Annotated in this window: 20 protein-coding genes; 8 read left to right on the top strand and 12 right to left on the bottom strand. The window is 50.4% G+C overall.

All coding sequences use genetic code 11. The features are described from left to right. Positions 1–5: 5 nt before the first annotated feature. The 3 genes from JW984_08065 (at position 6) to JW984_08055 (ending at position 4,101) form a co-directional block, all read left to right on the top strand. On the top strand, positions 6–1,085 hold the full coding sequence (locus tag JW984_08065) for a hypothetical protein (protein MBN1573135.1): 1,080 nt from the start codon (positions 6–8) through the stop codon (positions 1,083–1,085). Between the two features lie 223 nt (positions 1,086–1,308). Continuing rightward, complete coding sequence (locus JW984_08060; protein ID MBN1573134.1) at positions 1,309–2,394, top strand: patatin-like phospholipase family protein; 1,086 nt, start codon at positions 1,309–1,311, stop codon at positions 2,392–2,394. A gap of 414 nt (positions 2,395–2,808) precedes the next feature. Further along, complete coding sequence (locus tag JW984_08055; GenBank protein MBN1573133.1) at positions 2,809–4,101, top strand: DEAD/DEAH box helicase; 1,293 nt, start codon at positions 2,809–2,811, stop codon at positions 4,099–4,101. A 355-nt stretch (positions 4,102–4,456) separates the two neighbouring features. On the opposite strand, the gene JW984_08050 is transcribed toward JW984_08055, so the two are convergent. The 12 genes from JW984_08050 to JW984_07995 all read right to left on the bottom strand — a co-directional run bounded on the left by JW984_08050 (position 4,457) and on the right by JW984_07995 (position 15,439). Continuing rightward, positions 4,457–5,818 carry a sigma-54-dependent Fis family transcriptional regulator gene (locus JW984_08050; GenBank protein ID MBN1573132.1) on the bottom strand — a complete coding sequence of 454 codons (1,362 nt, stop codon included), beginning with the start codon at positions 5,816–5,818 and terminating at the stop codon, positions 4,457–4,459. After that, the gene (locus tag JW984_08045; protein ID MBN1573131.1) at positions 5,815–8,088 is read right to left on the bottom strand and encodes a PAS domain S-box protein; all 2,274 of its coding nucleotides are present in this window, start codon (positions 8,086–8,088) and stop codon (positions 5,815–5,817) included. The genes JW984_08050 and JW984_08045 overlap by 4 nt, the downstream gene beginning before the upstream one ends. A gap of 21 nt (positions 8,089–8,109) precedes the next feature. Beyond that, on the bottom strand, positions 8,110–8,676 hold the full coding sequence (locus JW984_08040; protein MBN1573130.1) for a DUF4390 domain-containing protein: 567 nt from the start codon (positions 8,674–8,676) through the stop codon (positions 8,110–8,112). Then, positions 8,677–9,549 (bottom strand): UDP-3-O-[3-hydroxymyristoyl] N-acetylglucosamine deacetylase, encoded by an 873-nt coding sequence (gene lpxC / locus JW984_08035; GenBank protein ID MBN1573129.1) that lies wholly within the window; start codon positions 9,547–9,549, stop codon positions 8,677–8,679. A gap of 92 nt (positions 9,550–9,641) precedes the next feature. Beyond that, positions 9,642–10,313 carry a hypothetical protein gene (locus JW984_08030; GenBank protein ID MBN1573128.1) on the bottom strand — a complete coding sequence of 224 codons (672 nt, stop codon included), beginning with the start codon at positions 10,311–10,313 and terminating at the stop codon, positions 9,642–9,644. Further along, the gene (locus JW984_08025) at positions 10,306–11,322 is read right to left on the bottom strand and encodes a hypothetical protein (protein ID MBN1573127.1); all 1,017 of its coding nucleotides are present in this window, start codon (positions 11,320–11,322) and stop codon (positions 10,306–10,308) included. The genes JW984_08030 and JW984_08025 overlap by 8 nt, the downstream gene beginning before the upstream one ends. Before the next feature lie 59 nt (positions 11,323–11,381). Then, a complete protein-coding gene (locus tag JW984_08020) occupies positions 11,382–12,122 on the bottom strand; it encodes a hypothetical protein (GenBank protein MBN1573126.1) in 741 nt (246 codons plus the stop codon). Between the two features lie 282 nt (positions 12,123–12,404). Beyond that, positions 12,405–13,580 carry an SPFH domain-containing protein gene (locus JW984_08015; GenBank protein MBN1573125.1) on the bottom strand — a complete coding sequence of 392 codons (1,176 nt, stop codon included), beginning with the start codon at positions 13,578–13,580 and terminating at the stop codon, positions 12,405–12,407. A gap of 35 nt (positions 13,581–13,615) precedes the next feature. Beyond that, positions 13,616–14,170 (bottom strand): hypothetical protein, encoded by a 555-nt coding sequence (locus JW984_08010; GenBank protein ID MBN1573124.1) that lies wholly within the window; start codon positions 14,168–14,170, stop codon positions 13,616–13,618. 36 nt (positions 14,171–14,206) lie between these two features. Further along, entirely contained in the window at positions 14,207–14,425 is a 219-nt protein-coding gene (locus tag JW984_08005; protein ID MBN1573123.1) for a DUF2905 domain-containing protein, read from the bottom strand. Between the two features lie 17 nt (positions 14,426–14,442). Further along, a complete protein-coding gene (locus JW984_08000; protein MBN1573122.1) occupies positions 14,443–14,865 on the bottom strand; it encodes a hypothetical protein in 423 nt (140 codons plus the stop codon). Further along, the gene (locus tag JW984_07995) at positions 14,855–15,439 is read right to left on the bottom strand and encodes an epoxyqueuosine reductase QueH (protein ID MBN1573121.1); all 585 of its coding nucleotides are present in this window, start codon (positions 15,437–15,439) and stop codon (positions 14,855–14,857) included. Before JW984_07995 ends, JW984_08000 begins: the two co-directional genes overlap by 11 nt. A gap of 440 nt (positions 15,440–15,879) precedes the next feature. On the opposite strand from JW984_07995, the gene JW984_07990 reads away from it, so the two are divergent. From JW984_07990 to JW984_07970, 5 genes are all read left to right on the top strand, one after another. After that, positions 15,880–16,077: a 30S ribosomal protein S21 gene (locus tag JW984_07990; protein MBN1573120.1), complete on the top strand. Its 198-nt coding sequence runs from the start codon at positions 15,880–15,882 to the stop codon at positions 16,075–16,077. A gap of 380 nt (positions 16,078–16,457) precedes the next feature. Further along, entirely contained in the window at positions 16,458–17,972 is a 1,515-nt protein-coding gene (locus JW984_07985; protein MBN1573119.1) for a 1-acyl-sn-glycerol-3-phosphate acyltransferase, read from the top strand. An 84-nt stretch (positions 17,973–18,056) separates the two neighbouring features. Then, positions 18,057–19,157: an FHA domain-containing protein gene (locus JW984_07980; protein MBN1573118.1), complete on the top strand. Its 1,101-nt coding sequence runs from the start codon at positions 18,057–18,059 to the stop codon at positions 19,155–19,157. A 455-nt stretch (positions 19,158–19,612) separates the two neighbouring features. Next, positions 19,613–20,239: a hypothetical protein gene (locus JW984_07975; protein MBN1573117.1), complete on the top strand. Its 627-nt coding sequence runs from the start codon at positions 19,613–19,615 to the stop codon at positions 20,237–20,239. Between the two features lie 76 nt (positions 20,240–20,315). Beyond that, positions 20,316–21,323, top strand: coding sequence for a hypothetical protein (locus JW984_07970; GenBank protein ID MBN1573116.1), 1,008 nt, complete (start codon positions 20,316–20,318; stop codon positions 21,321–21,323). Positions 21,324–21,866: the final 543 nt, after the last annotated feature.

Here is a 21,866-nt window from a genome sequence, read left to right as displayed (position 1 = left end):
GCAAGATGCAAAAGGACTTTCACTATTACTGTATCGGAGTCCTGGCAAAGGCCGCAGGCTTCAGCTCGAAAGACGCCCTCACAATAGCCTACGCGTCACAATACGTCGACGATGCGACGGAAGGAACCCAGATACCTGTAAACGCCCCAAACAATATTAGAATAGACCCTGTGCGCACGGCACACAAAGGTTTAATGTGGTTGCTGGGAGCAAAGTGGTCTGAACAAAAAAAAGTATACATTCCTTTTCACTTTATTCCACCTTTGTTTTACGAGCCGCCGGGATGGGGATTTGGATTTATAACAAAACCGGGGTCGGATTTCGCCAAAATGCTTTTAAAAGAAGCCTGCAAGGGGAAAAAGGAGTGTAAATGCTGGGAGCCCATGATAAGGGATTTTAAGCTGTTTCGCCTCTGCCGCATAGGAATAGCCCTGCACACTTATGCGGACACATGGGCGCACCAAGATTTCTCCGGAAGGAACGATACTGAAAACGAGGTGAAAGGCATTTACATATACAAGAAAAATAAAGATAAGCCCAGTTTCCAAATAAATCTGCGCAAAGCGTTGCCCTGTACCGGTCATGCGGAAGCCGGGAAACTGCCGGACAGGGCATTTTTAAAGTGGGGTTACCATAGTATATCACACGTCGATAATTCCCCTCGCTTAAACGCGGAAGTATTCACGGAAGCTGCAGAATCGATCCACCGTGAATTGTCAAAGGTCGAAAAGCCAAAACCGGAATCTCCCAATATCCCCTGGGAAAAGATCAAAGAGAAAATATTTGAACAATTTCAGTACGAGGGAAAAGACGTTGACGATCGCTGTGATAAATGGAGAGAATTTTTCATAAATATGTTTGACGATCTGGATGATCACAATAAGTTTAAATATAATGAGGAGGATTGGAGGAAAACCGCATTAGACACACCAAAGGAGGAAGATTACAATTGGGAAGACTTTTCCAAGACCGACAGAAGATGGAATAGATTCACCTTGAAAAAGGAATACTTCTTATCACCGTTTTACCATTTCCACAGGGCCGCACTGCTGCAGCGACACTTCGTGCTCGAAAGGCTGCCGTGACGAAATAGAAATTTCTGAAACCGAAGAGCGGTTGAAAAACATCAAATCTTCAGCCTATTGATATTTTTGATAATCATCATTGAAAGATACTATTTTGTTGTAAGACCACACGACAGTTCTTGTTACATGCGAAAGACAGGGCACACTTTAAACAAGTCACTTGAGGCACACCACTGTTCTTCAAAAAGGCGGGCTTTCAATACTGTTTATAAAGGAGAAAATCATGGATCCATTCAAAAAAAACGTCGCAATATCAATTGACGGAGGCGGGATAAGGGGCATCATTGCCACCAAGGCGCTATGGATGCTGGAGGATTATCTAAAAAAAACTGGATACATAAAGAATACCCTCAACGAAAAGGTACATCTGTTCGCGGGCACATCCACCGGCGCAATAATCGCCGCCGCATTGGCCGCAGGAATTCCAGCCAGAGATCTCACCAGATTTTACAGAAATCTAGGAAGGGATGTCTTTAAAAAATTCTTCCCAGGCAGCGCCTTTCTAAGAATGGTCGTTACTGGGGAGCACTACTCTAACAAGAAGCTGGAATCTCTTCTGAATACTATTTTAAGTAAGAAGATCGGTCATGGAACAAATATGAATTATTTCTTCTCTTTAAATCCCCCAATAGACGTTGTCTTCACTACCTTTGATATTACATCAAACAGAACACGCTATATAAAACCGTGGAATGCGCCGGAAATGAAACCAGATACAGATGAGAATTTTACGCCAGATGAGAATTTTACAGAGTGGCCCGTGGTTAAGGCGGTTCTGGCGTCGAGCGCCGCTCCTACATATTTCCCTTTCATCGAGGGCGAGCACGGGCTATATATGGACGGCGGTGTGGGATCATACAATAATCCCTGTTTTCTCGCCGCATACGAGATATACGTGTATCTACAGTGTATTTGGGGATGGAAACCCGAAAAGACGACGCTTATCAGCCTGGGTACTGGAGATGAACCACCAATTTTTACTAAAAAAAGTAAAAACAAGAAGTTACTATTTAAAATGTTTGATTTGGTTTTTGGCGCCTTCATGCAGTCGGCGGCCAAACAACAGGTTTTTTTAGTAAATTCCTTCTTCGAAGCTCTCGATTTCCGCAGGTTCCAGGTTAATTTGAAAAAGAAAGTCGACTTGGATGATGCAAGCGAAATTGATGATCTCGAGAAATATGGGGAAGAGATGGGAGAAAAGATATTAGGAAATAAACCAGAGGAGATAGGAAGGATTTATGAGGGATTTGAAGTCAGCTTCAAGTGCCCCATAGTAACTTCCCGCAAGAGAATACCGAAGCGTAAATAAATATTTCCACTATATAATATAGAGAATATCCGGTTTAGAAAATAAAGTCAGGGAAAAAAAGAGGGACAAAGCGCCAGAATAGTCTCTTAACGCTTAAGATTTAGGCTTTGTTTAGGGACCTTTGAAGCCACGTAATAGTCTATTACGCCTTTCGAGTGCGTTTGAATGGGGGTGACTTTTTCATCTTTGCTTCCCCATAAAGATATTTATCGACGGTCAACCAACGGCCTCTTCCATCCGGCTTGATCGAGAAAAAGGTCTGTTAAAAGGCTTGCTTTTCGGGTGGGAATAGAGTAAAATAATAAAAATGAAATTTGCGACACTTCTTTTTAGTTGTTCAGAATTTTATTTGTGAAATAAGACACGACCGTTGGATCGACAGCTGATATTTACAGTTAAATAGTTAAAGAAGATATGCCTAGCACACAACTCCTTAAGGAATACGACAAGACCCCGGATTTAGACCTCCCTCCGATAAAGACCTTTGAAGAATTCAACTTGAAAGATTCTATAGCCTTGGGCATCAAAGATATGGGATTTTTGCAACCGACGAATATCCAATCGATGGCCCTCCCATACACCCTGGGGGGGCTCGACCTTATCGGTCAGGCCCAGACAGGAACGGGCAAGACCGCCGCCTTTCTTATAACAATATTCGAGAAGCTCCTCAAGACCGGGGAAAAATCATCATCTCTTCCGAGGGCCTTGATAATCGCCCCCACGCGGGAGCTGGCCGTTCAGATAGAAAAAGAGGCCCGCTCATTAGGCACCCATACCGATCTTACCTTTGTGGCGGTCTTCGGCGGAGTGGACTATAAAAAGCAGGCCGAGTGCCTCAAGAAAGGCGTCGACATCGTAGTCGGGACGCCGGGTCGCCTCATCGATTACATGAAGCAGGACATCCTGAAGACGAAAGGGATCGAGATTCTCGTCATTGACGAGGCGGACCGCCTCCTCGACATGGGCTTTATCAGGGACTTACGCTTTATGTTGAAAAGGCTGCCCAAGTACTCAAACAGACAGACGATGCTATTTTCCGCCACGATAAACTTCAGGGTTATCGAGGCGACATACGAATATATGAAAATCCCCGTTGAGGTATCGGCCACCCCTGAGAGCATTACGGTGGACGAGGTCAGCCAGACGCTCTATCACGTCGAGAAGAGGAAGAAGTTTCGTCTTCTCTTAGGACTTGTCCAAAGGTCCGATGCCGAAAGGCTCCTTATCTTTTCCAACACAAAAAGCGGGGTCATGATGATAGAGGAGCGGCTGACCGAAAACGGAATAAAGGCGTTTGCCCTGACCGGCGATATACCCCAGAGGAAGAGGCTTAAGATCATCGAACGCTTCATGGGGGGGGAGATAAAGATAGTCATCGCCACCGACGTCGCATCCCGGGGGCTTCACATCGAGGACGTCGGTTACGTCATCAACTACGACCTGCCCCAGAATCCCGAGGACTACGTCCACAGGATAGGAAGGACCGCAAGGGCGGGAAAGAGGGGCACGGCCATATCTCTGGCCTCGGAGGACGACGTCTACTACCTGGAGCCTATCGAGAAGCTCATCGACGGAAAGCTCCCATTTGTGGTCGCGGACGACGATGACTTCGGCAGAGAGGTTGACGGGCCGTTAAGAAAAAGGCGTCCGCCAGACGCAAAGAAGAGAGGGGAAAAAAGAAAAAGCGGCAGAAAGAGGAGAGGTTAGTTGATCATCGACGCCCAAAAAGCTCCTCCGGTCAAGGCCGGTAGGACTTTTTTATAAGCCGACTTGAATTTATATGCGATCAAGGGGGCTCCCCAATCCGCTGAGGGGGAGAAACTTCGATCGTTTTCATAATGCCCGGTTTACGAGTCCCCCCTATTTAACAAGGCACATAAACTTCATGGCAAAAAGGAGAAGAACAGGCCGATGCCGGCCTGTAACATAGGATTTAACGGGCTATTAAAAATGAAGCCCTTAAAAATGAAGTTAAAAAGCCCCTTGATGAAAACCTTCCAAAAATTTATAGTCCCAGAGCCGATTTTACTTTAGATAATCCTTCCGGGAGCCGACAAACTCCTCACTTCTTCATTTCGATATCGTAGGCCCTGATCTTCTTGTGGAGGTGGCTCCTCTCCATCCCCAACGCTTTTGCCGTTTTCGAGATGTTGTTGTCGTTCTCCTTGAGTTTCTTCTCTATGAAAACCCTCTCGAAGTTGTCCCTCGCATCCTTTATGTTGTCGCCCGAAAAGAGGGAACCACCCGGCTCTATACCCACCCCGGCCTTGATGTAAGCCGGGATATCGTTAAGCCCGATAACGTTGTCAGGACTCATGATTATCAGCCTCTCGACGAGGTTTTTGAGCTCCCTCACGTTTCCCGGCCAGTGATAGATTCTTAGCAGTTCCATTGCCTTGTTATCGATCTTCTTTTTCTGACTCATATCATGCCTGGCAAACTCGTTTATGAAATGATCGATCAAGACCGGTATGTCCTCCAACCGCTCCCTCAAGGGAGGGACATAGAGGGGTATCACGTTCAGGCGAAAGTAGAGGTCTTCCCTGAATGTGCCCTCCTTTATCATTCTCAAGAGGTCCCTGTTCGTTGCGGCAAAGACCCTGACGTCGACGCGAATGGTCTTGTTCCCTCCGACCCTCACGAATCTCTGCTCCTGCAGAATCCTAAGAATCTTGGCCTGTGTTTTGAGGCTCATGTCGCCTATCTCATCGAGGAAGATCGTGCCCCCGTCCGCCATGTCGAACTTGCCCGATTTTTTCCCGGTGGCCCCGGTAAAGGCGCCCTTCTCGTAGCCGAAGAGCTCGCTCTCGATCAGCTCCTCGGGGATGGCGGCGCAATTCACCTCCACAAATGGCCCGTCCTTCCTCATGCTCATCGAGTAGAGTTGCCTTGCCACGAGCTCCTTTCCAGTGCCGTTCTCCCCGCTTATCAGGACGTAGCTGTCCGTGGGGGCGGCCCTCTTTATCTCGTCAGAGAGCTTTTTCATCGAGCCGCTCTCCGCGACTATGGTGGACGTCTGGTCAAATTTCTGCCTGTAAAGGGAGACCTCCTTCTCCAGGTGTCTCTCTCTCAGGGCGTGGTCAATGGTGATGACGATCTTTTCGAGGGACAGGGGCTTTTCGATGAAGTCGTATGCGCCGAGCTTTGTGGCCTTGACCGCCGTCTCGATGCTCCCGTGGCCGGAAATCATTATCACCGCTACCTCGGGAAAGTCCTCTTTCAGCTTTCTCAGCGCTTCGATCCCGTCTATCTGGGGCATCCATATATCAAGGAGTATAAGGTGGGGACGCTCCGTCTCCACAAGCTCCAACGCCTCGGCTCCGTTGGCCGCCGTAAAGACCGCATAACCTTCGTCGGCAAGCGCCCCGGAAAGGGATTTCCGGATGCTCTCCTCATCGTCTACTATCAATATCTTCTTCTTCATGATGTGCTCACGGGAAGGTCTATGATAAATTTGGTGCCCTTGGGCTTGTTGTCCATGACCTTTATGTAGCCCCTGTGGTCGGACACTATCGTGTTTACGATGGTAAGACCGAGTCCCGTTCCGTTCTTCTTCGTGGAATAGTAAGGCTCGAAGAGACGGTTTTTACCGTCGGGCGTAATTCCCATTCCTGTATCCGAAATAGTAAGACGAACCACGTTAAGGTATTTTAGAAAAGAAGTCTCGATTTTGATCTCCCCTTTTCGCTCCTCTTTCTTCTTCCCCTTCTCCTTGTCGATGGCCTCCACCGCATTTTCCATGAGGTTGATAAGAACCCGCTTTATCTGCTCCCCGTCAAGGTTCATTGTCGGTATGTCCTTGTCTTCCTTGAACTTATATATAATGTTTTGATTTGCGTCCTTGTATAGATTCATCGCTTCCTTCACGATCTTGTTCAGATCGTTCGGCTTGGGCTTGGCGGAGGGCATCCTCGCAAAGAGGGAGAACTCGTTTACCAGCGATTTCATCTCGTCCACCTGCGTGATGATTGTCCTTGTGCATTCGTCCAGGACCTCGCCGTCCCCGTCTATATTGTCGAGGTATTTCTTTCTTATCCTCTGGGCCGAGAGCTGAATGGGGGTCAGGGGATTTTTTATCTCATGGGCGATTCTCTTTGCCACCTCCCTCCAGGCGGCCATCTTCTGGGCCTTCATTATCTCGGTTATGTCGTCAAAGACCGCCACCATACCCATGTAGTTTCCCTCCTCGTCAACGAGATCATTCATGTTGGCCATAAGCGTCAATGTCCTGTCTTCCAGGGGGATCTCCACCTGCCTTTGGACGAAGCCCTCCTTGGAGTTCTTCAGGTCTTCGATAAGACTCATGACTATCTTGTAGTGAACGGGACGGAGCACCTCGCCATAGGGACGGTTGATCACCTTCGACGTCTTTATCCCTATCATCCTTTCGGCGGCCTTGTTCACGGTGGTGAGAATCCCGTCCTTGTCGATGGAGATCACCCCCGCCGTCACGTTCCTCAAGATTATCTCCATGTAGCGCCTTCTCTGATCCAGCTCCAGGTTAGAGCTGGACAGTTCGTTGTACGCCCTTTTGAGCCTCCTCGACTGCATCTTAAGGTCCTGGGTCATGTTGTTAAAGGAGTCCACGAGGAGGCTTATCTCGTCCTTGGAGATGACGTCCACAAATACGTCGAGGTCCCCCTCCGCCACCTTTTTCGTCCCGTCAACGAGCATCGAGATCGGGACCGTAATCCCCTTTGCGAGATAGAATCCGAGCCACGTGGCGATAAAGACCACCAAGAGCGCAATCACCGCAAGGGTAATGAGGTAGCTGGTAACGACCGGCTCCTTATAGAGCTTGTTCCTCTTATACTCGTAAAGGAATGTCTCTATCTCCCTCATCTTGGCCATTAGCGATTTCGGCACGAAATTCGCCGTCATGACGATCGACTCGACGGAGTTGCCCCTCTTTATCGGGTAGAGGGCCCAGATAACGTCCCCGTAACCTACTATCTGAATCGTCGCCACCGATTCCCCCTTAAGGGCCTGCTCGAAGACCGACATGTTCAGCCGCTCCAGGGACTTCTCCGGTATATCCTCCCCTACCGACGAGGCGAGCTCCTCCATCTTCGGCGAAAATACCTTTACGAGATCCAGTCCCCTCACCCTGCGCTCCCTCTCGACATACCTCTTCAGCCTTGGAAGTCCCTCCTTCTTGAAATAATTAGAGTTTTCCGCCGCTTCTCCGATCTCCTTTGCCGAATCAAGCACGTTTTCCGTGGAGCTGCTGTAATAGGTCTTTGCTATATCGAGGGAATCCTCGAGGGAGCTCTCTACCTTAATGTTGAAGAATTTGTCCATGCCCCCCGAGAAAAAGAGGATGGCGGCAAAGAACATTATAACGGTCGGAAACAGGGTCAGGCCGGCAAACCCGAGCACCAATTTCGTCCTCAACCTTGCGGCCTTTAGCTGCCTCTTCCTCTCGAAGAAGAGCTTTACGAAATTTCTTATTACGAGGAATATAACGAGAACGAGCAATATAATATTAATGTCGACAAGGGCGATCAAAAGGAGGTTCTCGCCTATCCCGATATCGAGGTTTTTCTGGGTGAGGTAATTGCCGAAAAGGGTCAGGAAGAGGATGACCACGACGGAGACCACGATTATAATCCTCTCCCTGCGCTTTCTCGCTTCCTCGGAGGAGATATTATCCTTCCAGATCCTCTTCGTTCCTATTTTGCCTCTAAATTTCATCACTAAACTGAAAAGAGCCTATTATTTGTACTGGAATTCCTCAACGTACCACTCGGTCTCGAAATCCCACAGGCTGATAAAGAACAGCACGTAGCGGAGGGACTTCGGGATATCGACCTTGTCAAGCTCCCCCTTTATTTCAAGGCGGTACGTCTCGCCTTTTTTAAGCGTCTTTAAAGGGAAAATCGGGTAGTTCCTGACCCGGGCCATTATCAGCTTTGCCTCTTCAAAGTCTTCGACGACGACCGGCCTCATACCGTCCTCCTCCTTGATAACGGTGAACTTATCAAGGAGGGAATCGTACTTTAAGACATGCCTGAAGGTGTTGTTCTCGACGAGGGAGTCGAACCAACCTCCCCTGTGCCTCTTGAGATTGACGTGGAAGGTAAACGCCGTCGTTATCCCGCTCTTCACCGCCTCCTCCATCTCCGGCGTGAAGCACCCTTCGATGTTGAAGTATATGTAGACGTAGCCCCGGTAGGGTGTAACGATGACGTTGGTTATATAGGCCTTCTGTGCGAGGACCCTTGACCCGAAAGGCATTATCAAAAGAAGAGATGTTAAGAATATTACAAGTCGTGTCTTCATTTAGTCAACTGCCCCCTCGACAACCTCGTATCTTCCAGTTTTGGCGAGCTCCTTTAGAAGGAGGTGGTTCAGCTTGTGCCCCGATTTATAGGCGGTGAATTTACCGATAATCGGCATCCCGAAGAGCGCCAGGTCCCCCAGGGCGTCGAGGCATTTGTGCCTCACGCACTCGTCCGGAAACCTAAGTCCGTCAGGATTTAGCACCCCCTTATCGCTTATAACCAAGGCGTTCTCTAGCGTCCCCCCGAGGGCCAGGCCGCGCTCGTGCATGGACTCGACATCCTCGAGGAGGCCGTAGGTCCTCGCCGGGGCTATCTCCTTATCGAAATAATCGGCCGTCACTTCAAACTCCAGCCGCTGCGTCCCCACGTGGGGATTTTCGTACACTATGGTGTAATCGATGTAGAGGCCGCCGTCCCACGGAGAAAGCACCGCCAGGCCGCCGCCCGATTCCACGCCGACCTTGCCCGTAACCCTCGCAAACCTCCTCCTCTCGGCATAATCCATGACGCCGGCGGAGTTCAAGAGGGATATATACCCCACCGCGCTCCCGTCCAGAACGGGAAGCTCCGGGCCGTTAACGTGTACGTTTACGTTATCCACGCCGAATACGGAGAGGACGGCCATGAGGTGCTCCACGGTGGAGATGCTGACATCGCCAGAGGTCAAGGTCGTTGCCAGCATGGTGTTTTTGACCATAGAAAAGTGGGCGGGAATCCTGACCGGTTCGGCCCCGTCCCGAGCGATGAAGGCGATCCCATACCCAGGCGCGGCGGGCTTTAGGGTCACGGTTACGGGACTGCCGGTATGTATCCCCACGCTCGTCGTCGAGGCTTCCCTCTCAATCCCCCTCTGATAAAGGTTCTTATACATATTTGCTATTATATATCCCTATTATGCCCCGTTCAAGCCTTTTCAACAGCCGTCCTCCCCTTTTCGGCATGACTTTCCATCTAACCTTTCCGCTACGGGCTCAATACCTTGGGGTTTTCCGCAATCAGCCCCTTGGAAACAGCTATTTGTGACGTCCCTTCCCTGTAGTAGGCGCCGTCCTCCCGAAACGGGATGAACGAGAGTATCGGATCGGTGAGGTGGATTTTGAGGCCCGACACGAAATCGACGGAGTTTCTCCTGGCCTCGCTCAAGGTTGAGAGGAAGACTATCTTCGAGTAATTCCTCGCCGTGGCCTCACCCATTACGGGCCCCCATATATGCCCCTCCCTCGGCTCCGACCTCTCAAGGACAGACTGTTTGTACGTGAATTTCTTTGAAATGTTCAGGCGGTGCGGCTCCGTCCTGGTCAACGCTGCCAGGATGTAGAGCTTTAAAGGATGGTTTTCCACGAAGTCTATCGACTTGGCGAAGGCGATATGACGGATGTAGCCGTGAAAATCTTCTATCCTCCCCATCGGGGTATCCACTGTAAGTCCGTAGACCCAAAAGGGAATGTAGTAGGGAGTTGAATCGGATTCTCCAATAAATTGAGCGTCCCGCTTCTCAAGCTTCCCCCCACTCTCATCCCAGAGGTTAAGGCACCTCCTGCAGAGAAACAGCGCGTCCATAGATCCGATCCCGATGTCGTCCGCGCAGCTGGGACACCTTAGGGGGAGAAGCCTAATTGAGGGCGCCTTATCCAACGGTGTAGTCCTCCCTTTGTCTGGGTGAAACGAATAGTCTCCTTATTGCCATGAGGAACTTATCCGTCCCGACCGATAGGACGGCAAACACCGACAAGGCGATGGGAATTAATATATAAATTCCGGGAAAGAGGGAGAGGATAAAGGCGGCAAGGGAGAGTATCAAGACGCCGGGCACGGGGTTGAATGCCTTCATCTTTTTCGGTATCCTCGCCCTGATGACGTCTCCACCGAGACCGTCCACAACAACCCGAATCGCCTCCCCGTCGAGGAGAAAACGAACGAGGTATAGGGGATAGTTGATCTGAGATATCTCCTCCGCAATCCGCTCGACCTCAAAATAGTTAATTCTAAACCTCTGCTGGGGCTTGAGGGAGGAGGTAAGGACGGCCCATGCCCTCTCCAGTGCCATCTCCGGGTCCTCGACCGCATCAAAGACCATCCACTTTGCGCTTACAAGGTCTTCGTCAAATACGTGAAGCTTTAACACGCTCGATTTGGTGGAGATACCGAAAGTGCCAAGCTCCGACACGTCCAAGGCGGGGAAAAAGTAATTGATCTCCTTGAATGTGTTTCCATTAACCAGCTTCTTGGGGCTTCTGACTATTATTACCTCGCCGGTCTCGGACACTGTTTCCCTGTAGACCACCTCCCCCCCCTCCTCACCGATGTACAAACCTCCCCCCTTCACCTTGGCCCGATAGACCGGCACATAGACCAGCTTCGCGTCTATAAGGCGGATGCTCCTCTTCTCCTCCTCGCCTTTAGTCCTTGACTTCACGAATTCCCTTACCGACTTCAGGGCATCGGCCCGCCTTATCATCTTCGGGAAATAGAATCGCTTAAGGCCGCCCCCCCCTACGACGATATGGGAGAGGCCGCAGTGAGAGCAGACCACCTTCCTGCTCCCCTCGACAAACGATATCGATCCCCCGCAGGAGGGGCATGTTACCGCTATGGTGAAGAGTCTCTCGGCAGAATCGACCGATCCGATTTGCTGCAGCTCCAATTTCACACCAAAAAAGATTTATGAAAAAAATCCATGTCGTCCAGTAAACAAACGACGGATCACTTCCTCAAGTAAAACCACGAGGCCGCCGAAAACAGGAGGGCGGCGGCGGCCATCGATATGCCCCTTATAAGTATGTCTTCTGAAATTGAAAAGCCCAGGATAAGAAAAGTTGCGAAGGCGGCGGTAAAGAAGATCAGGTGTTTTACCGGGATCTTGTAGGGATCGACCACCGCCTTCGTGTCGGAGTATATCTTTGTTGACTCCCCCACGACGGACGCCCTGTGGCGCTCGCCGTTCTCCCTGTAATCGATGAAGTATATGGGGAGATACACGAGCCAGAGCCTCTTTACCTCCCTCTTCTCATCGTGGGTATCCGTGGTCCAGACTGCCGCCGCCTCGTGACTCACGTCAGGAGTCATCACCTCAATAAGAGACGTGTCCCGGTCGAAGGCCTTGAGATCCCCGGCGGGAATTTTTACAGACGATATCTCGGTGTGGAGCGTCTTTGCCGCGGGCTGGGTCACGGTCTGACCGTTCTCGAAAGAGGCGTGCCATACCGGGAAGAGCTTGAAATCGATCCTTATCTCCTCGACGTCCTCCTCCACACCCGTCCTCTTAAACCACCCCCTAATTACCCCCCTAACCCAGATGTCGTTTCTCCCGTGCCTCAAGACGTAGCATTCGACTGTTCGGTCCCGCTCAACGACGAGGGAGGATTTGCAGTAAGGGCAGGTCAGAAACCGCTTGAACTGATCTATCTTTATCTTTGCCCCACATTGAGAGCATGTGAGTATCATCTATTTTATTTTCGTCAAGACCGCCTGAAAGCAATCCCTCTATATACTGGGGGGGGCGATGAAATCGAACCATATCTCTAAACATCGCCCCCCCTCATTGTAAAGCCGTCTTCGATAAGCTAATATTCCGGGGCTACAAAACCCTTCAATCAAATCCGAAATCAACAGAAAGCGGAAACAGGATATTCCGTCCAAAACGTCGGGCACGGCTCATATCCATTTGTTTCACAATAGACCGCTTTTGAAGGACGACGAGGCAATCGCCCCAATCGAATCAGACCGCTATTCCACCTTCTCCCCGCACTCGGTGCAGAACTTCGTCCCGTCGGGGAGCGTCGCCCCGCACTTTTTGCACTTCGTCTCCTCCCCGACCACCTTGCCGCACTCCGGGCAGAATTTGGCCTCCGGTGGAAGCTCGGCCCCACACTTACCGCACCTGTTGACAACGACGAGCTGTGTCCCGCAGCTGGGGCAGAACCTGGAGTCCAGCTGGACGTTTGCGTGACACTTTGGGCAGTTCACGAATCCCTGCTTCTTGATCGCCTCCGCCGTGGCGCCACCCTCCATCATCGTCTTGAAGATCATTCCGGGCACCATCATCCCGAGACCGGCCCCTACGCCTACCCCCATTCCCGCCGCAGCCCCGGACGCCGCCGTTCCGCCCACACCTCCGCCAACGCCGGCTGCAGCCGCTCCTTCACCCCCCTCGCCAAGCATACCCACGGCCTTTGCGGCCTCGTATTTCAGGAACTCGTTCATGTTGCCGACAACCCCCATGCCTGTGCGCTCGTCGATAATACGCTGTACCTCGTCGGGCGGAGTTATCTCGTTTATATAAAAATCGATCAGCTCGATCCCGTATTTCTCGAAATCGTCCTTTATCCTCACCTTCGCCACCACGGCGAGCTCTCCGTAGTTCTGGGGAAGGTCAAGAATCGTCTTCATATGTTCACCCAGGAGATCGTTCAGGCGCGAGACGATAACGTCCCTCAAATATCCGGATATGCCCTCGGTCGTCATCATCGACTTCGTGGCGACCAGTGTATTTATAAACAGCAAAGGCTGGGTGATCCTCAACGTGTAGTTGCCGTAAGCCCTCAACCTCACGAGCCCGAACTCCTTGTCCCTGAAGGCAACGGGATTTCTCGTCCCCCACTTGAGATCGGTAAAGATCCTCATGTTGAGAAAGATGACCTCACAGCGAAAGGGGCTTGTGTGTCCGAAGGGGAGCGCGAGAATCTTCGTTAAAATAGGGAGGTTCATCGTGGTCAGGGTGTGCCTTCCTGGCCCGAAGACATCAAGTCCCTTCCCGTCCCTGAAGAAGATGGCGGCCTCGTTCTCCCTGACAACAAGCTGTGCCCCGAGCTTCGTCTCCGCAGAGCCGGACTCGGGAATCCGATGAACCATCTCGGTTTCGTCTTCAAAAAAGTATTCGATAACTTCCAAAAATTGAGACATAAGAGGTGACCTCCTTTTATCCTAATTTGTCTTTTTTATGCTTCTTCGCCCTTAAACTGGCCGCCCTTCGTCACGGCGTATTTCCTGTCCTGAACGATCGTCTCCATCTCCGAGATGAAATCCGCGAGGGCGTCTATCTCTCCCTTCAGTTTCTCGTCGTTATCGAGGACCTTGTCTATCTCCGAAAGACGTTTGTCGGTCTCTTCGATCTTGGCCAGCATCTGAAGGTCGTAGTTGAAAAGCGCCTCCAGCTCCTCATCCCTGACCTTGATTCTGTCAAAAAGACCGGAGTAGCCGTGGGCGGCGAACTTAACCGTGTCTCTCAGCTTGTCGAGTCTCCTTGAATAGCGATCGAGCTTTTCCAGACCCTCAAGCCTGCCAGATTCGGCCCCGGCCTCCATGACCTTCATCACGGACCTCTTCAGGCCGTCGAATCTCTCGGCCATATGTTCCCGGATCAGTTTATCGACCTCCCGATCGTTCTCCCTCCTCAGATAGCTGCCGAGGAGCGGGATGAACTCGATAATACCTTCCAATTTCTCAGCAATCCCCTCCGAAATTCCCTCCCAGAATACGCCCTTATCAGGCATGATAACCTCCAAAAAAAATACCTGTAACTTTTGACTTTACTTTCTAAAAAACAGAAAAACGAGACTCAAAATCACGCTGATCAAAATCATCTTGGTCAGTGGAAAGTAGAGGGTAAAGTTCTCCCTCTTTGCGATTATATCCCCGGGGAGCTTCCCCAAAAACGGCACCTTCCCATGAAAAATGAGGAAAAGACCCAAAACTACAATAAGAAGGCCGATTACTACGAGCATCCTCCCTATATCGCCGGTGCCCATAATCCCGACCCCCGACCCTAATGGATCCCCTCAAAGGCGACCCAGAAGGGAGAGATCTCCCCCCTGTGGCTCACCGGGACCATAACAGTGCTTCTCAGCGGTAGATCGACCACCGCAAAGAAGGAGCTGCCGTCGTAATCGAAAACGTAGGCCTTCACCACATAAGGGACTCTCCTCGGCTTTAACCCTATGACAAGGCTCTTCCCCGGCTCGACCCTCCCCATAAAGTAATCGTCCACAACGATGTTTATCGGAACAGGCCCGTGCATCGGCGGGACAATGTCGGTGTCGTTGTAGACCTTCCCTAAAATCAGATTTTCATCCTCCCCGGTTACTCCGGAAAAAGGACTTAAAAGAATAAAAAAGAGCGAAACAAGAAAAAAAGTCAGGAGATAGAGCCACCTCCCCCTATCTCTCAAAGCCAAAAACTTAAATATCATTGCGATTACCTCCCTTTATCCCCATAAGGGCTTTTATTCTCTTGCCGTACCTCTCCTCCTCGCTTATTATGCAGCCGCAGTACTTCTGGCTGTACATACCGCTCTCCCGACAGAGCCTCCTCCCCTCATCCCACCCTTCACGGTAGTCCTCGTAGTGAAAAGGCACCCCCGATCTGGCGGACTCCTCCTCGGCTATCCTGACCAAGACATCGTGGTCCTGGTACTTGCTGAAAAAGAGCGTCGAGGTCACGGCGTCGACCTTTACATCCTCCCCCCTTGCCGCCTCAAAGGCCTCGGACAGCCTTATCCGATAACACGCCTCGCATCTCTTGACATCGGCACAGAGGGTCCTCCTCAGAAAATCGGAGACATCGTAGGCGGCGTTGACAATCAGGGGGGCTTCAACCTCCCTGTAATACTCCACGACCGCGCTCAGCCTTTTCTCAAACTCCGTGAAGGGGTGGATGTTCGGATTGTAAAAAAAGCCCACCACCTCCATGCCCCCCTCTCTGAGCCTCCTCAACGGATAGATCGTACACGGTGCACAACAGGAATGGAGAAGAATCCTTTTCACGTCCCCCCTTGCCGCGATTTTCGTCACCTCAAATAAATTGCATATCCATAGTGATTTTGGAAGTCCTATCTTTTCATGCTTTGAATAAAAATAACAAATTATCTTGGAAATGTCAAGAGCGGTGAGATTCAAGTTAAAGAGATAAAATTCTACCACTTATAAAGACAATAATCCCCCAAAATCGCTTTTATATAACATTTATGCTTGATTTTCCCCAATAAAAATGCTAAAAAGGGAGATGGGCAGGGGCAAAAGCAAATTTGCGTTTGGTCAGTTGGGAACGAGAAAGGGCGAAAGTAATTTTTGCTTAAGCAGGCGGGGGCGATTAGGAGGGAAGGGGCGGAAACAATTTGCGCTTATGCCTTGTTAAAAATAGATTGTAAAATCGGGGAAAGTAACAGATAAATTTATCCCAATCCAAAGAGGGGAGGTGTAACTGCTTGGAGGTTAAAGTTTTCGACAACGACGTAGAAAAGGCGCTGAAAGTTCTTAAGAATAAACTTGCAAAAAGCGGATTCTTCAAAGAGATGAAGGAAAGGCGCTTCTACGAGAAACCGAGTATCAAAAAGAAGAGAAAAAGGGCAGAGGCTAAAAAGAGGGCCGCAAAAGCGATGCGGAGGAGAAAATTTCAATATTAGTAGGGGATCCGCTTCTCTTAATGGATACAAATTAGACAATAGAAACCATCACAAATACCAGAAAATCAATCGTTTCTTCACGATAAGTCCTCTCTTAGGGAGGGGGCCGGAAGAAACAAGTCTTGATTTCTGATATGCCTCTTTATCAAAGAGCGGGTGATAATTTGACGTAAATCGAGAGGTCTTTGCTCCAAAATTCGAAAAGGCTCTTGAGAAGCCTTATGGAACAGGCAGAACAACCATAAATTATTTAAAGGGGGTGTATAGATATTCCCCCTTTTTTCTTTTTTAAGGCAATTTATTAATAACATTGAGATTTCCGAAAATATGTGATAAAAAATTTATATCCCAACATTATATAACCGTTTTAAGGGGTCCATATGTGGGTAAATATCGCCTTAATGTCCCTGATCTTTTTCCTTATTTTTTGTATTTTTTTCAGAAGGAAACTAAAAAAATACGGCAAAGACCTTATCAGAAAATCAAGCCTCAAGGTAATCAGACGCTTCCGCGTGAGACTCGACAGGTTCAAATTAACGAGGAAAAAGTATATTAAGTTCCAGCTTCTTAAGGAGAGGGAAATCTGGGAGGAGATGGAAAGATACGCAGAGAAGAACGGCATTTCCAGGGAGGAGGCACTGGAAAGGGTGGAGGGTTATATCGACGAGATACTCCCCTTTTTCAACATCCTCTCATATTACAAATTCGGTTACACTATTTCTCACTTCCTCTTGAATCTAATCTATAACGTGGTCATCGACAGGGATAATTTTAGAGTTATATCGAAGATTCCAAAAAACAGCGTTGTCATATATATTATGAATCACAGGAGCAACGCGGACTATGTCCTTGTGGCCTACATGCTTGCGGAACATATAGCCCTGTCGTACGCCGTCGGGGAATGGGCCAGGATTTGGCCTTTGGAGTACATATTCAAGAGCTTCGGCTCATACTTCATCAGGAGGAAGTACAGGGAGCCACTGTACCATAGGGTTCTGGAGAAATACGTTCAACTGATCAGCAAAAACGGGATCACCCAAGGGATATTTATTGAAGGGGGACTTTCGAGAGACGGCAGAATCCTTCCCTCAAAGGTAGGCCTTATGGACTATATAATTCGCACTAAATTGGATCCCGATTTTACAAAGGATATACTTTTCGTGCCCACGGCGATAAACTACGACCGCGTTCTCGAAGACATGAACCTGCTAAATGAGATAGCCGGGGCAAAGCCCGAAAAACATGGATTGAAAAAGATCGTCTCCGGGGTGATGTTAATCTTTAAAATCCCAAAGGTCGTCATCAGAAACGGGTTTTTCTATATATTCAAGGGAATCAGAAAATACGGATACACCTCGGTGGCCTTCGGCCCCCCCATCTCGCTGGACCGCTACATCGAGAAATACTGCAGCAACATATTAACGCTCCCGACAAAGACGCGTATTCCCGAAGTCAAGAAATTCGCCGACTATGTTTTAAAGAGGGTCGCGGCGGTAATCCCGATAACGCCGGTGCCGTTTTTGGCCTACGCAATCTTAAAAGACGGCAGAAACAGGATCCCGGAGACGGACCTCATTAAGAGCATGACCGAGATAAAAAAGGAGCTTATAGCCAAGGATGCAAGGATTGTTATGGGAAACGATTTCCTTGATTTGATTAAGGAGAAACAGAAAATAGAGGAGATGGAACAAGACCGTACGATGGAGCTCGTCAACTTCGAGTACGGCGTAATAGAGATCGAGGAGATGCAGAAGAGCATGGATCTCGCCCTTGAGGTGCTGAGCCTGAGAAAGATCGCCAAAAAGAAAAAGGGGGAGATCAGGATAAATCCTGACAGAAAGGACATCCTCGATTACTACAGCAACTCCATAATCCACCTCTTCGAGTCATTTTAACCCCGGAAACGTCTCTCCTTAAAATAATGGAAGATGCGGGATTTTAAATGAGATAAAATATTTACCCTTATTGGGGGAATAAACATGAAAGTTTTTAAAATCACATATGAAGATGGAAAGGTAAAGAGGCTCGAATCGGAAGACCAGACCTTCAAGGTGGGAAGGGCCTCAAACAACAACATCGTCATCAGAAACGATAAGGTCTCCAGAGAGCACGGACACTTCACGGTCGGCGGGGGGATGGTGACCTATTTCGACCGGAGCAAAAACGGAAGCCTGGTCAACGGGGAGAAGGTCCACAACTCCGGCGTACACCTAAAGATCGGCGATGTGGTGGAGCTCCCAGGCGCCAGGATAGAGTACAAAGGAGACGACATGAGGGACAAGGAGGCGCCGCCGACAGTCAGCCTTGCGGCTCCGATTATCGCCGCCGTCTCGTTTCTCGTCGTGCTTTTAGGAGTAGCCGCCCTGATTTACTTCTTCGGCTACGCAAAAAGGCCGCAATACGACTCCCTGAACTGCTGCAAGATCAGCAATTTTCAGGCCGGGGTAATCACGATCGACCCCATGGGAAACGCCACCGTCTTTGAAAGCCCGACGATACCCCGAATTCCCGACACGAAATTCGGCGTCTACTTTCAATACGAAAGCAAGAGCGAAAAGCCCATCAAGTATCACCAGGAGATGCTCTACCCATATCTGCCGGAGAACTGGGAAACTTGGATAACCGACGAGGGTATATTCCAGCTTTTCCCGTCGGAGAACCGGGGCGTATTCAGCACAACGCTGCCCGCCGAAAAGACCAGCTTCACAAGAGTCGTCACACTGGATGCCCTCTACCCCGTAGGGACACAGACGTGGAAGATATACCTCGACAACGAGCTTTATAAAACCGTATCGTTTACGGTCGTCGCCCAGGAGCTGCCACCGGCGCCGGAGGAGAAGAAGGAGGAGCCGGAGGAGGAGGTGAAGAAGCCGCCGGTAAAGAAGAAGACGACGCCAAAGGTTGAGGAGAAGGAAATTCCACCTATAACTCCTGAAGACGGAACGGGAACAACCCCCGATGATGGTACAGGAACGACCCCCCCGGACGGAGGCGGCACAACATCACCCTACGGCGGCGGGACCACGGACGATTCCCAGAATAGGAGTCTGCTAAGGCTCCTCTTCCCCTGGATGCGCTGAGACTATTTGCGCACGGGGCTGATTTCATAGCTGTAATTCCATTGGGAAGCGGGAATCCATACAAAAAAGTACTGTGATTCCCGTGTTTATACTGTCATTCCCGTGAAAACGGGAATCCAGAAAGATATCAACTGGATTCCCAATCAAGTTGGGAATGACAGGATAGTGGATTCCCAATCAAGTTGGGAATGACAGGATAGTGGATTCCCAGTCAAGCTGGGAATGACAGAATGATGGATTCCCAATCAAGTTGGGAATGACAGGATAGGGGGCATTCCTCAAAAATAAATTGTCATTCCCGTGAAAACGGGAATCCAGATTAATATCGACTGGATTCCCAATCGAGTTGGGAATGACAGAATAGCGGGAATCCAGAGAAATATCGACTGGATTCCCAGTCAAGCTGGGAATGACAGGATAACGGGAATCCAGATTAATACCATCAGGAAATTCAAATGATCCTCCTCTTTGAAATATTGAGCTTCGCGCTGACTGGCGCCCTCATCTTCCACAGCGTGAAGGTGAGGGGAACCGCCTTCACTATCCTCTTCTTCGTCACGGGGGCGGTCCTCGGGATATTGCGGGAAAACGTCGTCGCGCAGGTAACCGACCTCTACTCGTACAACCCGTCCGCTTTCACCTTCTGGATAGGGGCGGCTCCGCTGGTCCTCGCCGTCTTCTGGTCGTTCACCACGTACATCTCCATGACCCTCTCGGAGAGGCTCGTCCACGGCGACTTCGTCGAGGGGAAGAGGCTCGTACCGATTCTCCTCGTCTCGATGGTCTTCATGGGGGCGTACGCCGCCATGAACGAGGCGATGGCCTCCGTCTTCCCGATGGTCATCTGGAAACTCCAGCCCGCCGCAACGATCTGGGGGGGCGCGCCGATCATGGTCGTCTTCGGTTACGGGGGGCTCGCCCTGATTTTTCTCACTGGCGTATACATCATCCAAAAGAGGCGGTGGAGGGTCTGGGTCAAGGTCGTCGTGGGTGTTTTAAGCACCCTTCTGATGATCCCCCTCCACCTCGCTTGGATAGCAGGCGTCAGGGCTGTAATAGCCAAGGCGGTGACCCTGCTGTGACTTTTTTATGCCGGGATTCTCGCAAACGGCGGGCCTTCTCGCCTTAACATTCTAGATTTATCTCTTGGGAAAAAACATGCCCCGATTCGTGACGATGGGAGAGCTTCTGATCGACTTCATCTCCACCGAGAGGGGATTCTCGGTGGGGGACGCGCCCGCCTTCGCCCCCGTCGCAGGGGGCGCCCCCGCAAACGTCGCGGTGGGTATCTCAAAGCTGGGCGGGGACGTCGGGTTCATCGGCAAGGTCGGGGACGACCCCTTCGGCAGAAAGCTCAAAAACCTCCTCGATCAAAACGGCGTCGACACGACCGGACTTTCGTACTCCGCCGAGGCGAGGACGATGCTCGCCTTCGTGAGCCTGACCCCCGACGGCGAGCGGGACTTCGTCTTCTTCCGCCACCCGTCGGCCGACATGCTGATAACGAAATCAGACGTCCCGGCGGACTGCCTCAAGGGGATTTACGCCTTTCACTTCGGCTCCATCAGCCTGATATCGGGCCCATCCAGAGAGACGACCCTTTATCTAATAAACGAGGCCAAGAGGCTGGGCGCCATCGTCTCCTTTGACCCGAACGTCAGGATGTCGCTCTGGCCCGACAAGACGATAGCGGTTCACGAGATAAGGGGGGTAATCCCCCTTTCCGATATCGTGAAGCTGTCCGAGGAGGAGGTGCACTTCATCACAGGCAAAGCCGACCCGAAGTCCGCTGCCAAGGAGATCCTCACGATGGGGCCGAAGCTGGTCGTCGTGACCAAGGGGAAGGACGGCTCGGTGGGGGTCACGGCGCGCTACGGCGTCGAGGTGCTCGGGTTCGACGTATCGACGTCGAGCACGGCCGGGGACACCACAGGCGCCGGGGACGCCTTTACCGCCGCCATGCTGTGGAAGATGTTTGACCTGAACGTCGCCGACCTCTACGCTTTGTCCGACCTTGAGATGATAAACATCTTCAGGTTCGCCAACGCCGCCGGCGCCATCACCACGACCAGGCGCGGCGCCATCCCGGCGCTCCCGACGGTCGACGAGATCGATTCGTTACTTACGCTCGATCGAGGCGGTAAGGGTGAGGGATTCAACACGTGATAAAGTGTACAAACGTAATAATCATGTATAAAAGGGAAAGGGGAAGGCCAAAGATATTGGAATCAACTGGATGAAAAAGGTTGGAGATGCGGAAATCGTGATTCTGATAATTATGGAAAACCTGCTAAAGATCAATCGGGGAAGCCAACATTTGAGGAAAGGTTTACTTCTGTATTGTTAGGTATGTTTTTTGATCTTGATAAAAAGTGAAAGCTTTAACTATATTGAAATTTCTAATCTCGTTAGAAATGTAATATGCCATATCTCTGTTCCCCCACACACACAAAACCCGCCCCAGCGCCCGAAACCCGGGGACGTATGCCCAGCCCTGCAGATAAGAGGGCGCGGGTTATCTTGAGGGCCGAATACAACCCCGCCCTGTTCAGTGAGCGGAGGTTCACGGCTCCTGTCCCCTTGGTTCCCCACCGCTAAATTCGAGTCCCCGTCGTCCTAAAATCTGTAATGGACCCCAAAAAGTAGACAAGGGGGATAGTTGGATGTAAGATGGTACTGTTCTCCAAATTAGAAAGGAGAGGCAATGCC

The sequence above is a fragment of the Candidatus Zymogenus saltonus genome, from assembly GCA_016929395.1.
GTDB lineage: Bacteria > Desulfobacterota > Zymogenia > Zymogenales > Zymogenaceae > Zymogenus > Zymogenus saltonus.
This window is presented reverse-complemented; position numbering and strand designations above follow the sequence as displayed.

What these genes read in the sequence shown, in the direction of transcription:
- JW984_08065 (MBN1573135.1), top strand. Translation starts at nt 6, where the DNA reads ATGCAAAAGGACTTTCACTATTACTGTATCGGAGTCCTGGCAAAGGCC.
- JW984_08060 (MBN1573134.1), top strand. Translation starts at nt 1,309, where the DNA reads ATGGATCCATTCAAAAAAAACGTCGCAATATCAATTGACGGAGGCGGG.
- JW984_08055 (MBN1573133.1), top strand. Translation starts at nt 2,809, where the DNA reads ATGCCTAGCACACAACTCCTTAAGGAATACGACAAGACCCCGGATTTA.
- JW984_08050 (MBN1573132.1), bottom strand. Translation starts at nt 5,818, where the DNA reads ATGAAGAAGAAGATATTGATAGTAGACGATGAGGAGAGCATCCGGAAA.
- JW984_08045 (MBN1573131.1), bottom strand. Translation starts at nt 8,088, where the DNA reads ATGAAATTTAGAGGCAAAATAGGAACGAAGAGGATCTGGAAGGATAAT.
- JW984_08040 (MBN1573130.1), bottom strand. Translation starts at nt 8,676, where the DNA reads ATGAAGACACGACTTGTAATATTCTTAACATCTCTTCTTTTGATAATG.
- lpxC (MBN1573129.1), bottom strand. Translation starts at nt 9,549, where the DNA reads ATGTATAAGAACCTTTATCAGAGGGGGATTGAGAGGGAAGCCTCGACG.
- JW984_08020 (MBN1573126.1), bottom strand. Translation starts at nt 12,122, where the DNA reads ATGATACTCACATGCTCTCAATGTGGGGCAAAGATAAAGATAGATCAG.
- JW984_08015 (MBN1573125.1), bottom strand. Translation starts at nt 13,580, where the DNA reads ATGTCTCAATTTTTGGAAGTTATCGAATACTTTTTTGAAGACGAAACC.
- JW984_08010 (MBN1573124.1), bottom strand. Translation starts at nt 14,170, where the DNA reads ATGCCTGATAAGGGCGTATTCTGGGAGGGAATTTCGGAGGGGATTGCT.
- JW984_08005 (MBN1573123.1), bottom strand. Translation starts at nt 14,425, where the DNA reads ATGGGCACCGGCGATATAGGGAGGATGCTCGTAGTAATCGGCCTTCTT.
- JW984_08000 (MBN1573122.1), bottom strand. Translation starts at nt 14,865, where the DNA reads ATGATATTTAAGTTTTTGGCTTTGAGAGATAGGGGGAGGTGGCTCTAT.
- JW984_07985 (MBN1573119.1), top strand. Translation starts at nt 16,458, where the DNA reads ATGTGGGTAAATATCGCCTTAATGTCCCTGATCTTTTTCCTTATTTTT.
- JW984_07980 (MBN1573118.1), top strand. Translation starts at nt 18,057, where the DNA reads ATGAAAGTTTTTAAAATCACATATGAAGATGGAAAGGTAAAGAGGCTC.
- JW984_07975 (MBN1573117.1), top strand. Translation starts at nt 19,613, where the DNA reads ATGATCCTCCTCTTTGAAATATTGAGCTTCGCGCTGACTGGCGCCCTC.
- JW984_07970 (MBN1573116.1), top strand. Translation starts at nt 20,316, where the DNA reads ATGCCCCGATTCGTGACGATGGGAGAGCTTCTGATCGACTTCATCTCC.